General features: G+C 51.7%; 11 protein-coding genes. 1 reads left to right on the forward strand and 10 read right to left on the reverse strand.

Going from position 1 to position 13,360, the window contains the following annotated elements; all coding sequences use genetic code 11:
* The first annotated feature begins 219 nt into the window (after positions 1–219).
* Positions 220–975, forward strand: coding sequence for a YwaF family protein (locus AQR02_RS16510; RefSeq protein WP_054941415.1), 756 nt, complete (start codon positions 220–222; stop codon positions 973–975).
* A 97-nt stretch (positions 976–1,072) separates the two neighbouring features.
* On the opposite strand, the gene AQR02_RS16515 is transcribed toward AQR02_RS16510, so the two are convergent.
* From AQR02_RS16515 to AQR02_RS16560, 10 genes are all read right to left on the reverse strand, one after another.
* Complete coding sequence (locus tag AQR02_RS16515; RefSeq protein ID WP_054941416.1) at positions 1,073–1,504, reverse strand: peptidylprolyl isomerase; 432 nt, start codon at positions 1,502–1,504, stop codon at positions 1,073–1,075.
* Between the two features lie 145 nt (positions 1,505–1,649).
* On the reverse strand, positions 1,650–2,984 hold the full coding sequence (gene lysA / locus AQR02_RS16520) for a diaminopimelate decarboxylase (protein WP_054941417.1): 1,335 nt from the start codon (positions 2,982–2,984) through the stop codon (positions 1,650–1,652).
* 198 nt (positions 2,985–3,182) lie between these two features.
* Positions 3,183–4,841, reverse strand: a complete 1,659-nt coding sequence (locus AQR02_RS16525) for a spore germination protein (protein ID WP_054942138.1) — start codon at positions 4,839–4,841, stop codon at positions 3,183–3,185.
* Positions 4,842–5,800: 959 nt separating this feature from the next.
* The gene (locus tag AQR02_RS16530; protein WP_054941418.1) at positions 5,801–6,226 is read right to left on the reverse strand and encodes a stage V sporulation protein AB; all 426 of its coding nucleotides are present in this window, start codon (positions 6,224–6,226) and stop codon (positions 5,801–5,803) included.
* On the reverse strand, positions 6,223–6,882 hold the full coding sequence (locus tag AQR02_RS16535; protein WP_054941419.1) for a stage V sporulation protein AA: 660 nt from the start codon (positions 6,880–6,882) through the stop codon (positions 6,223–6,225). The genes AQR02_RS16530 and AQR02_RS16535 overlap by 4 nt, the downstream gene beginning before the upstream one ends.
* A gap of 201 nt (positions 6,883–7,083) precedes the next feature.
* Entirely contained in the window at positions 7,084–8,133 is a 1,050-nt protein-coding gene (locus AQR02_RS16540) for a glycoside hydrolase family 53 protein (protein ID WP_054941420.1), read from the reverse strand.
* Between the two features lie 6 nt (positions 8,134–8,139).
* The gene (locus tag AQR02_RS16545) at positions 8,140–9,018 is read right to left on the reverse strand and encodes a carbohydrate ABC transporter permease (protein WP_054941421.1); all 879 of its coding nucleotides are present in this window, start codon (positions 9,016–9,018) and stop codon (positions 8,140–8,142) included.
* A gap of 24 nt (positions 9,019–9,042) precedes the next feature.
* Positions 9,043–9,933 (reverse strand): ABC transporter permease, encoded by an 891-nt coding sequence (locus tag AQR02_RS16550; protein ID WP_054941422.1) that lies wholly within the window; start codon positions 9,931–9,933, stop codon positions 9,043–9,045.
* A 246-nt stretch (positions 9,934–10,179) separates the two neighbouring features.
* Positions 10,180–11,874 carry a type 2 periplasmic-binding domain-containing protein gene (locus tag AQR02_RS16555; RefSeq protein WP_054941423.1) on the reverse strand — a complete coding sequence of 565 codons (1,695 nt, stop codon included), beginning with the start codon at positions 11,872–11,874 and terminating at the stop codon, positions 10,180–10,182.
* Between the two features lie 112 nt (positions 11,875–11,986).
* On the reverse strand, positions 11,987–13,360 hold a 1,374-nt coding region (locus AQR02_RS16560), incomplete at its 5' end, for a response regulator transcription factor (RefSeq protein WP_245237512.1).

Below are 13,360 nucleotides of genomic sequence, written 5' to 3' on the forward strand. Positions count from 1 at the left end.
CCCCGTTTCTGAAATTAATAAATCCGCCCAAAAGCCAGTTATGTATGTCGGTAATCCGCATCCATCTTATGTCAGATTGCAGAATTCTCTTCCTTTTCTGGTCAGCTTGAGCGTTATATACTTATATCACCGAAGTATAGATCTTTAGAATCAGATTATGTTTAAAATAAAATAATTATTTTTGTGGAATTTGTTCAACATCCGGGGGGAGAGAAAATAGTGAACCTAACTACCTTTTTTGGGCGGCAGCATGAGACGGATTTCGTCATGTTTTCCTTGCCGCATCTCATTGCTCTGGCTTTGATCGCTTTAGCTTGTTTGCTGCTGTTCGCTTCACGGGCGGTACTCCTTTCCCGCCCTGTTCTCAGGGATACTATCCGCTTCCTGCTGGTTATTGTACTGCTGGCTTCGGAAGGCGGCCTGCATCTTTGGTACCTGTCTCAGGACATTTGGACCATTCAGCATTCACTGCCGCTGGAGCTGTGCGGAATCACACTGCTCTTATCCGCGATCATGCTGCTTACCCGCAGCCGGCTGCTCTACTCCTTTCTTTACTTCGCCGGTATCGGCGGCGCTTTCATCGCACTGCTCACACCTAATCTGGTCTATCCGTTTCCGCATTTCCGCTTCCTGCTGTTTTTTACCGCCCATGGAGCCATCGTGCTGGCCTCCCTGTTTATGACCTGGGCCTATGGCTTCCGGCCGGGCTTACGGTCACTGTTCTTCACCATGGGCTGCCTCAACATCATCGCCGCCTGCGTCTTTGCCGCGGATACACTGCTGGACACCAACTACATGTTCCTGGCGCATAAACCGGATACCTTGTCCGTACTTGATTTTTTCGGCCCCTACCCCTACTATCTATTGGTCGAAGAGGTCTTTGCCTTCGTGATCTTCCTGCTGATGTATCTGATCTTTTTCAAGCTGCCCGGGTACTTCAGCTCCCTCCGCAGCCGCAGAAGCCGGAATAGTTAATTTATTAAAAAAAGACAGCACCCTGCTGGTAAACCCGCAGGGTGCTGTCTGAAAAATATAAAAGAGGGCGGTTCACCCGCCCTCCGAAATCTAATCCTTACGCTTCGATGATTTCCACCGAAGTCATTTTGTCGCGTCCCTGGAAGCTGTCAACCAGCTCCATGCCTTGTACGACTTTACCGAATACAGTGTGTACTCCGTCAAGGTGCGGCTGCGGTGCATAGCAAATGTAGAACTGGCTTCCGCCTGTGTTTTTGCCGGCATGCGCCATAGCCAGCGTTCCGCGCTCATGCTTATTAGGGTTGATCTCACAGTTGATGGTATAACCGGGACCGCCGGAACCTGTACCATTCGGGCATCCGCCTTGAGCTACAAAACCAGGGATAACACGGTGGAATACCAAACCGTTGTAGAAACCGTCCTTAGCCAGCTTCTCAAAGTTGGCTACAGTATTTGGAGCATCCTGTTCGAACAGATCGATCAGCACTACGCCGCCGTTTTCAAGAGTAATCTTCGCTTGCTTTGCCATATGTAAATGACCCCTTTCAAAATAACAGATGTAGAACACTTTTATTAGTTTACTATGAATTCACGCACAAAGCAAAGCCAGCGGGAGTGTTTTCCGCTGGCTTCATGCACATCTTCATAAACTGCGGTTTTCGGCAGGGCAGTAATTATTTCGTAACAGCCTGCTTGGCAATACGCTCCGGTACAATATCGTTGGCGACGATGTCATGATGGGACTCGCGGCGTACAACCAGATCGCTCTGTCCATTCTGTACAAAGACCACAGCCGGACGACGAATCCGGTTGTAATTGCTGGCCATCGAATAATTATATGCACCTGTGCAGGCCACTGCAAGCAGATCACCGCTCGCAACCTTAGGAAGCTCCACGTCCCAGATCAGCATATCACCGCTCTCGCAGCATTTGCCGGCAATGGAGACTGTCTCTTCATTGGCTTCCGTAGCACGGTTAGCCAACAGCGCCTCATACTTGGATTCATAGAGTGCAGGGCGCGGATTATCTGTCATGCCGCCGTCAACAGCCACATATTTACGGACTCCCGGAATCTCCTTATTCGTTCCCACGGTATACAGCGTAGTGCCGGCATCACCGACGATGCTGCGGCCCGGCTCTACCCAGATCTGCGGCAGCGAGCTGCCGATTCCGCTGAAATGCGTCTTCACCGCATCCGTGATGGCTGCCACATATTCAGAGACCTGCAGCGGCGTATCGCCTTCCACATAACGGATACCAAAACCGCCGCCGAGGTTGACGACAGGGAAATCAATGTTCAGCTCTTCCTTCACTTTGCGGGTGAAGTCAGCGATCCGTTCAACCGCAAGCTGGAAGCCCTCGGTTTCGAAAATCTGCGAGCCGATGTGCGAATGAACGCCAAGCAGCTGCAGGTTGGCTTGGTCCGCAGCCTGCTGCACTGCAGCATAAGCGGAGCCGTTGCCGATATCAAAGCCGAACTTCGAATCGGTCTGGCCGGTCGAAGCATAGGCATGGTGGGCATGGGCTTCAACGCCCGGCGTAACGCGCAGCAGCACATTTACGGTCACTTCTTTGCTGGCTGCAATAGCCTGCAGGAGGTTCATCTCCACCAGGTTGTCGACCACGAAGCAGCCGATTCCCGCTTCAATTGCCATTTCAATCTCATCCGGAGTCTTGTTGTTGCCATGGAAGTGAATGCGCTCCGCCGGGAAGCCGGCCTGCAGGGCTGTATACAGCTCTCCGTCAGACACTACATCTAGTGACAAGCCCTCTTCATCAGCCAAACGGCACATAGCCATGATTGAAAAAGCTTTGCTGGCATAGGCTACCTGAAATCCGAGCCCGGAAGCTCTGAAGGCATCCATGTATTCGCGGCAGCGGCGCCGGATTAATTGCTCGTCCATTATATATAGCGGGGTACCATATTCCGCCTTCAGTTCGGTCACATCACATCCGCCGATTTCCAAATGACCGGCATCATTAATTCGGCTCGTCCCGTGTAAAAACATTGTTCAGTCCTCCAATTTCTGTGGAATATCTCGATTCCAACCTGTCTATTATATGTTATTCAGCCCCGCAGAGTTCTAAAATTAGGCAGATTATTTAAAACTCATTCCTAACAAGGGCTATTTAGTGTATTCAGTATAGCAGACAGAGGGAACGCCATAGAATGGACTAATTTGCAGTTGATTTGTATTTTTGTGCGACTATTGATCATTCTCCTGAACGGGCGGCATCCGGGTATTATCTCTTGTTTTGTTGAAAGAAGGCCTTGTTTTGGCGCTGAGCACAGGCTGACGTACGAGAATAGCGCCAAAGGCTTTTGCATTAAACGGTATAAACGGCCACAAATACGAGGAGTTGTACGACCGGTGCATAGTCAGCAGAACAATGAGCAGTGTAGTCCCGATCATAAACCCCTGCACCTGGAACGCAGCTACCGCGAGCAGCAGAGCAAGCCTGACGATCCGGTTAGCCAGCCCCAGCTCATAGCTCGGTGTTGCAAACATCCCGATGGAGGCCACCGCCATATACAGCACCACTTCATTGACAAAAAGTCCGGTCTGCACGGCGATATCACCCACCAGAATCGCAGCAATCAGACCCATAGCTGAACCGAGCGGTGTCGGCGTATGCACCGCTGCCATCCGCAGCAGATCGACCCCAAGCTCGACGATCAGGAACTGGGCCAGCAGCGGGATTTTGGCCATTTTCTGTGGTCCGATAAAATCGAGCATGGCCGGCTTCAGCTCCGGATGAATTACGAGCAGCATCCATAAAGGGAGCAAAAACATGGAGGCGAAGACGCCGATAAACCGTACCCAGCGCAGATAGGTTCCCATGAACGGAGTCTGCCGGTTCTCCTCTGCATGCTGGCAGAGATCAAAAAACGTCGTCGGCAGAACAATGACGCTTGGCGAGGTATCTACAAAGATTACCAGCCGGCCTTCCAGCAGATGCGAAGCTACAGTGTCTGGGCGTTCTGAATAACGGACCAGCGGATAGGGATTCCACCCTCTGCCCACGATTGCTTCTTCCAGCTGCTTGTCCGCCAGCGGTATGCCGTCGATGTCAATGCTTTTAATCTTGTCAGTGACGGCCTTCACCTGCGTCTTGTCCACGATGTCATCAATATATGCCACACAGACATCCGTCCGCGTCCGGCGGCCCACCTGGTGCATCTCAAATTTCAGTCCGGGGTCGCGGATTCTTCTGCGTACCAGCGCCACGTTGCTGAGCAGGGTCTCCGTAAATCCGTCACGCGCACCGCGTACTACCCGCTCAATGGAAGGCTCATCGGGACTGCGTGAAGGATACGAGCGGGTATCCATAATGATAACCTGTGTCTCCCCTTCAATGAAGAACACGCTCATGCCCGACAGCACCTTGTTAATGCTCTCGCTTAACAGCTCGCCTTTTTCCACCTGCATGTGGGGAATATATTCGCTCATGAAGCTGGCGAGCACATCGGCGGATATATCTTCAGGCGTCAGATAGGTTAGCCGTTTCAGAATTTCGTCAATGATTGTATCCTTGGCGAATCCGCTGATGCACAGCAGTGCAGCCCTGCGGCCGCCAAAGGACATTTCCCTGAATACGATGTCAAAAGAGGAGCCGAGTCCCAGTACCTCCGTCAGCGTACCTTTCGTATCCTCCAGCCGCGCGGGAATTTTGTCATTTCCCTGCCAGTAGATAATCGATTGCTCCAGGGAATCAGAGTGTTCAGTGTCGCGCTTCTTCTGCTTCGGATCGGCCTTTTGGGGTTCCTGTGACTGAGCTTGCTTTTTGTCGGTCTTGGACTTCCCGGCCTGATCCTTCAGGCCGTCGGCTTCCGCTTCTGCCTGCTGCTTGCTTTGCTTATCCATCCCCAGATCCTCAGCGGATTCTTCCTCCTCCGTTTCCGGATCATCTCCGAACAGTCTGGCAAAGAACCCCCTTTTGGCAGGTTCCGGTTCCTCTGTCCCCAGCTCGCTTGACGCCTCTGCATCCTGCGCCTGTCCGTCTGGATCCATATTTCCGTCTTGTTCGCTGTCGGCTAATGCCTTATTGTCTGTCTCCGAATTGCCTTCCTCAGTGCTCTCAGCACCCTCTGGCTCATTGGCATCTGCCTCCAAACTTTCTTCGGTATCAGAACTGCCTTGGACCTCCGGCTCTTCTTCCTGCTGCGAATCCGGTCCCTCCTGATCCGGCGTGCCCGCACCATCCGAAACCTGCAAATCATGATCGCTATAGCCGGTCGCACCGGCATCAACACCAATATCCGTCCCAAGCTCAGCGGAGGCCTCAGCATCCTGGTTGCCGGATATTTCGGTCTCAGGGATATCCTCTGTTTCTGAATCGCTGTCTAACAGTGTGAATATAAACTCCTTCCCGGACTGTCCGCTGCTCTGTCCACTTGCGTGTACCTCGTCAACACCGGATAAATCCGGTTCAGCCTCCTCTTGAGGCGAAGCTGAGCGATCTCCCTGAAGCCGGTCCGCCTCCGTATCAGAACTGCCCGAAGCTTCTGGCTCCGCTTCCTGCTTCGGCTCTTCGTCTTCCTGATCCGGCGAGCCGTCTCCAACCACTGAACGGTCGCCTTCGGGAACGGTTTGCCCATGGTCAAACAGCATCCCCGGTTCTTCCGCCGCTTCCGCTTCACCCGGCGGGCTGTCAGCAGAGACCTTTTCATCGGAGTCTGCCTGTTTATCTTTAACGTGATCGTTATCTTCAACGTGATCTCCACTATGAATATACCTTACCACTCCATAACCTCCTCAAGTTCAATGAGCTTTATCTCACAACATTTTCACTCCCGGCTCCGGCCAGCTCCGGAACCCCTGGTTTACCTCTGGTATACAAACCAGTCAAACATAGAGCCCGCAACCTTCCCGCATACCATCGCCATCAAAAGGCCAAACAGATAATGGGTCATGTACAGACGTTTAGCCAGAATAGGCAGCACGTTCAGCACTTCTGTCAAGGCGGCCGCCAGCATTCCGACAAATATTCCGTCAAGCAGCCCTACTCCCAGCTCAGCTATAGGACCGGCGTAAATTTTCCAGTTCCAGAAATCACTCATGGTTCCAAGCAGCGAGCCTCCTACCATCGCACCTTCGTACCAGTGCACCTTGTCATAGGAAGAAGTCAGCTGGGCCAGACGGGGCACCATATCCAGTACAATGAACAGGGCAATAACCCCTCCGCCAACTGCGATTCCTCCCGCAACCCCAAGCAGCAAATGCAGGCCAAGTAGGATTGGCGCTGTCATGAGGAATCCTCCTTACGCCTGGATGGTTCAGTATGGTTATTCATCTTGCTGTATTCTTCATGCACAACATAGTGATCGATATTTTTTTGATACAGAAACATTTCTACTTCCAGCGGGGTCGGCTCCTCATTCCATTTTTTCTTGAACAGATGATTGAAAAAAATCACCATCCCAAACCCGATTCCCAGTGAATAGGCAATCTGGAACATATAGGGATGCTCATCCCGCCGTCCGGTCAGCATCTCGACTACCCGGATGTGCACCTCTAGCATGTTGACGTCGGCATGGAAATTCATAATGGTCAGCGCCGATCCGAAGAACAGCAGAAGCCATACGAGGACGAACAGGGCAACCGATGGCTTGCGGGCCTCGGCCGGCCCTTCAATCTGTACAATGGTCCGCCCCTCGCCGATCGGCTGGATATCAGCATCCGGTACAAGCTCCTGGATACGGGGAATAATGGTCAGCAAATCGATTAGAATCAGATTCCCGTCGCTTTGCTCCGGCTGGAGCAGCAGAATTGAATACAGCGGTTCTCGCCACTGCGGTTCAGCAATCAGATAAGCCACATCCCGCAGCATGACCCCCTGCCCCTTAGGCACCGACAAGCGGTTCTTAAGCTGTATGTAAATTACGGGCGCTGATTGGCTATTCATCTCCGTGCACCTCCTGCCAGAATAACGGTAGTATGGGAGAAAAGCCTTATTTTTACTCTCATGCAGCGGATTTCATCTTAGATGTATCCCGGACACTGCCTGTATCCCCAGTAAAAGTAAATCCTCCATCAGCGGCAGCGCAAAAAGGCAGACCGGAGCTTCCTCCGGTCTGCCTTTTCCTATAGAACTTATACATGTAGGCTAGTTCAAAACATCCAGTGAAGCCAGTGCCCGTCCCTCATAATCGAACAGGGTGAGGTTGGACCAGTTGTTCGCATGGCCGACGGACCACTCGTGCTGTGAGGGAATCCAGGCCGGTTCCCAGTAATAGCAGCCTATGCCCCTATCATGCCGGGTACGGCGGATCAGTTCGTGCAGCTCCCGCAGGTATGCAGCTTGTCCCTCTACGGTAGCCGGATAACCTTCATGCAGCTGCTCTGCTTCCTTCACGATAAGCGGGAACCCTTCCGGTCCTGCCAATGTCCACGGATAAGCGGTTTCCACCACAATGATATCTTTATCATAACGCTGTGCCAGGTCGCCCAGATTCAGCTCCAGATCAGCCAGAGTACCGTGCCACCAAGGGTAGAAGGAGAGGCCGATAACGTCATACTCTACGCCGTGCTCCTCGAAGCGGTCGAAAAACCTGCGGCTGGCGTCATTGTCTCCGCCCCGGTCAATATGGATCATAACCGGCAGCTCCGGTGCGATCTCCTTGGCTCCAGCAATCCCGGCCTTCACCAGTTCGGTAAACCGGATCCACTGCTCCTGCGTATCATATTGGCCGTCTACCCGGCCCTCTTCCCACAGAAAGCCCGGTGTGATCTCGTTTCCGATCTGCACCATATCCGGCAGCGTCCCCTGATACTGGAGGGCCTCCAGCACTTCCAGTGTATATTCATAGACAGATAAGCGCAGCGCCTCGAAGTCGAGTCCCGTCCAGATCTGCGGCTTCCACTGATTCGCGGGGTCGGCCCACTTGTCCGAATAATGAAAATCGAGCAGGAAGCCAAGCCCGGCCGCTTTGATCCGTTTCGCCATGACGAGCGTACGTTCCAGATTACAGAAGCCGCCGGGCGGATCGTTCCAGATCCTCAGCCGGATAGAATTCACACCGCTGTCCCTCAGAATCTCCAGAAGGTCTGCGGCTTGTCCGGCCTGCGGGCCGGAGCCGTACCTGAAGACCCCGCCTCCCTGTTCAATCTCATCCAGAAACGAAACATCCATTCCGTTGGTATAATCTCCTGTCATCACCCACTACTCCTTCACTGAGCCGAGTGTCATTCCTTTAACAAAATATTTCTGCAGGAACGGATAGACCAGCAGGATCGGAGCCGCTCCGATAAATATCTGCGCTGCACGTACCGTGGTCTGCGAGATCAGCTCCATCTCCTTCGGATTAATACTCATGGAGCTCATATCCCGCTGGATAATGACGGTCTGCAGGAATGTAGCGAGCGGAAACTTATCGGAATTATTCATGTACAGCAGCCCGTCGAACCAGGAGTTCCAGTGGAACACCATACTGAACAGGGCAATCGTAGCAATGGACGGCAGCGAGATCGGGAGATAAATACTGAACATGGTGCGGAAATGATTCGCCCCGTCGATCAGTGCTGCCTCCTCCAGCTCTTTCGGTACACCGCGGAAGAAGTTGAGCATCAGAATAATCAGGAAGGTGTTAACTGCACCCGGCAGCACCAGAACCCAGAAGGAATTCATCAGGCCGAGCTTCTGAATAACGATATAGAACGGGATCATTCCGCCGTTGAATACCATGGTGAAGACAAACAGCCAGGAGTAAATCGTCCGGCCTTTAAAGGCCGAATTTTCTTTGGACAAGGGATAAGCCGCAAGGAACGTAATGAGCAGCGTAAGGGCTGTTCCTAGAACCGTACGTTGCACCGAAATCCAGATGGAATGAAGAAATACAGGGTTATCGATGGTCTTTTTATAGGCTTCCAACGAAAACTGCTTCGGCCACAAACCGACCAGATTGGCATCCGCCGCTGATTTGGCGCTGAACGAAACCGCAAGCACATGAACGAGCGGAATGATACACATAACAGCCAGAATAATTAGAAAACAGGTATTAAGTACGCTGAATACGCGGTAGCCTCTTGTTTTGTAATACATAGGTTTCCCTCTTTCCCGGTTGATTTAGAAGATGCGGTAGCCCGCCCATTTTTTAGCCAGCTGATATGAGACCAGAATCAGAACCATGCTGATCGCAGACTTGAACAATCCAATGGCTGTTCCGAAGCCCATCTCGCCGTTTTGGATCGCTGTACGGTAGACGAAGGTGTCGATAATATCACCCTTTTGGTAGACCAGCGGGTTGTACAAGTTAAAGATTTGGTCAAAGCCGGCATTCAGCACGTTCCCGAGCGCAAGCGTGCCTACTACCACAACCATCGGAATCAGGGATGGCATCGTGATGAAGCGGGTCTGCTTCCAGCGGTTTGCACCGTCGATCTCCGCCGCTTCATACAGTGAAGGATTGATGCCGGCAAGCGCAGCCAGGAAGACGATGGTATTGTATCCGAATTCCTTCCACACATCTGTCAAAATCACCGTAAAGCGGAACCAGTTGTTATCCCCGAGGAAGAAGATTGGCTGCACCCCGAAGCTGCCGAGAATCTGATTGACAAAGCCGTCCGTGGACAGCAGGTCCAGGAGAATCCCGCCAAGAATAACCCAGGACAGGAAATGCGGCAGATAAACCAGTGTCTGAATGGTACGCTGTATAGCCAGCTTGCGGACCTCATTCAGCATAATCGCGAAAATAAACGGTACAAGCAGATTGAAGATCATCTTCAGCACCGCAATGATCAGTGTATTCCAGATCACCTGCATGCTGTCCTCACGTTCAAAAAGATACCTGAAATTATCAAGGCCTACCCACTCCGAACCGGAGATATGCAGCCATGGTTTGTAATCCTGAAAGGCCATTACAATGCCGCCCATCGGGATAAAGCTGAACAGAATCAGCAGTATCATCGCAGGAATCAGCATTACATGGAATTGCCAGTTTTTTCTTAGTGTTCTCATCCTTTAAGCCCCCAACCTAGTCGATTTCTTCTGTCTTCATAATCAAATTATAGCAACGGTGAAATGGGGCTAGTAGACAGCAAAACCAATATAAATGGTACAAAAGCAATGTCTTTGTCCCATCCGCGGCGACCCGCGGTACATCCCTCTTTCCCCATGAAAAAGCAAACAGGACCGCCTCCTGCTGGCGGAAATCTCGCCGCAGGAAACGGTCCTGTATCTGTCTTAAGCTTGTAAGCGCCGTGTTTATTTTACGCTGTCATACCACTCGTTGACTTCTTTGGTAATCTGCTCGCCGCCGCCTGCATTCCAGGTAGTAACGAAGCTGTCGAACGAATCCAGCGGCTGTTTGCCGTAGATGATTTCGTTAAACGTCTGGTTCTCAATCTTGTTCAGATAATCCAGCTTCGCTTTCATGGTTTCCGTAGTCGGACCGGTGAACATATTCTTGAAGGATTTGTCTTCCTGCTGCAGCAGCACCTTGGCAGCCGCAGGTGTTCCCTTACCATAGTTAACCGCTACATCCTTCTCAAGTCTGGTTGTTGGCTCAGCACCATTAGCCAGGTTAAGCAGGGCTTTCATCTGGGCATCAGGAATACGTGCGCCGTCGCGTACCAGCAGGTAACGGACACTGTTCACATAACCGCCGCTGATCTGATCATTAGCGATCATTTTGCCGCTTGCGTCCAGTTCATAGTCATAACCGGCGAAGAGGCCGTTGTCCAGTTCGCTGCCCGGCTGCGGGTTAGCGAAATTGTCGTAAAGGTAGTTCTCATACGTAAAGAACGCTTCCGGATTCTTCATTTTGGTGCTGATCAGTGTAACGCCGTTGGTGAACTGTGTCCCATGGCGCATAACGGTTCCGTCCGGACCGGCCGGAATGTTGATTGGTGCCCAGACAGCATCCGGTGCGTTCTTCACCGTATCCTGCAGCGGCCAGCCGCTCATCCAGTAAGGTCCAGGAATAATACCGGCTGTTCCCGCAACAGCATGCTCAGAGGTTTTGTTCTCATCCCAAAGCGCGGCTTCCTGCGGAATGTAGCCTTTGGCGAGCCAATCCTTCAGCTTCCCGAGACCTTGCTTCATCCCGGCGTTCACGGAGCCGTATTCCAGCTTGCCGTCAGCCGCTACATTCCACTGCTGCGGAAGGGTTCCGTAAGCGCCGAAGATCCAGGATGGGTCACCCATCCAGGTGTTCATGCTTGTCTTGAAGCCAATGCTGAGCGGAATCACTTTGTCCGGAGCCAGACCGTCCGGATTCTGGTTCTTGAAGGCATCCATTACTTTTTCCAGCTCATCGATGGTTGTCGGTGCTTTCATGTTCAGCTTATCCAGCCAGTCCTGGCGGATCCATAGAATGTAATCATGGTTATATGCGTAATCGAGAACCGGAAGCCCCATTTTCTTGCCGTCGCGGCTGTATTGGTTCCAGACATTAGGGTCCTGGGCCATCGCTTCTTTCCAGGTATCAGAAGCATATTGGTCGAACAGTGTACCTACTTCCCGGTACATTCCAGAATCAATCAGATCCTGGGCGATGGTGGCATCGCCTGTCCCGATGGTAACTACATCAGGCATTTCCTGTCCGGAAGACATCGCCAGACGCAGCTTCGTGCCGAAAGCGCCATTCGTATCCGTAATGGACCAGAGCGATTTAATGTTGATGCCGAATTTCTCTTTGGCCCATTTGGTAGAGACGTTATTCTCAATGGTTTCACCGTTCTTGAATTTCAGCTCGGGGTCAACCCCCCAGACGGTGGTAATGGTTACTTCAGGATCATATTTATCCTTGTAGGCGTTTTCAGTTTCTACCGGTGTATTGGCGGCATTACCGGAAGGGTTATTTCCTCCGGCTGCATTATTATTTCCTGAGCAGCCGGCGATACTGCCTGCCAGCAGTACGCTCATGCCCAGGAGCGGCAGCATTTTTTTTGTCTTCATGCTTCTGTCTTCCCCCTTGAATTCCTTAAGTATTGGTGATGTCTTCATTATAGGGAACAACGGTTTGCACGAATACGTCATTAAAACAAGGTTTCTGCACCTTTGCCAACCTCTATCCGTCCCGGAATTCATTTGGTGTCATCCCGTAGTGCTTTTTGAACATTTTGCTGAAATATTGCGGATTCTGATAACCCAGCTCGGTCGTAATCTCATAAATCTTCTTATTGGTGTTCTTCAGCAGGTAGAGTGCCCGCTCCATCCGCATGCGGATGATATAATCGCCTAATCCTTCACCTGTCTCGGCCTTGTAAACCTTCGACAGATAGACCGGGTGGAGATAGACATGATCTGCTATCGTCTTGACCGACAGATCATGGCCGGTATGATTGCCCACCAGTTCATGGACCTGCTTAATTACATAACTCTTCGTATACTGGTCGCTTTCCGAGAGCTCCTTCTCCAGCTTGCCGAGCATATCGAGCGCCCAGTCCTGCAGTCTGTCATTAGAGACGATAATGCTCTGTGTGAGCAGCGGATCCAGCGCATACTGGTCGATCTGTGAGATAAATTGACCGCCCTTGTGGGCAATATACATGAAGGCATTCGTGATCGACAGAAACACTTCATACAGATGCTCTCTGGAGAACCGGGCGCTTTCCATATCCCGGAACACATCCGTGATCTTCTCACGGGCAGTAGCCCACTGCTTCGATTCCAGCAGATGAATCAGTGTCGGCGGACGGTACAGGCTCTCCAGCGACTTAATAGCCACCCGCTCCTGAATATGTTTGTCTTCCAGAAATAACACCGAGCCCGCTTCGTTGTGGGCTGCCAGAAACATAGAGCTCAGCCCGCTGCGGTAAGCAGCCGGCAATCCTTCCGGGAACGCAAACCATTCCGTTACAATCAGCGAAATGTCTCCCTTGAGATAATTGCTCACACTCGCCCGGAAGCTGTCAATTATATCTTTAAGCGTCTGCTGGCGGAGCGTTTCATATTGCTCCGATAGCCCGATAAGCTGCTGCATTTGCGCATTCGGCTCCACCAGCAGAATTAGGCAGTCATGCGGCGCTTTGCAGAACCAGACACGGAAGCTCTCCTTGAACAGCTCTTCGGCGATATTGCCGATAGCATATTCCATCAGCGTGATGGAATGATGGTCCATAGCCGTATAATGCTTGCCGAGCTGGATCATCAGCATTGCCGCCTGTGTCTCCGTATCAAAAGCAATTTCGTACTCCGCAAGCTTGGCAGCCAGCGCCCGTTCGGACATGACCCTGCCCAGCAGCAGATCATGCATCAGATTGGCGCTCAGCACACTGTAGCTGGCTTTGCGGTTATACATCAGCATATGGTATTTATCATGAGCTTCCCATTCATCCCTGAGGGACTCAATCGCGCCGGATATACTTTTGATGAACTCATCGTCATTAACCGGCTTCAGAATATAATCGAAGGCCTGTAGCTGAATGGCTTTCTTGGCATA

The sequence above is a fragment of the Paenibacillus ihuae genome (assembly GCF_001368795.1).
Taxonomy (GTDB): Bacteria; Bacillota; Bacilli; order Paenibacillales; family Paenibacillaceae; genus Paenibacillus_AQ; species Paenibacillus_AQ ihuae.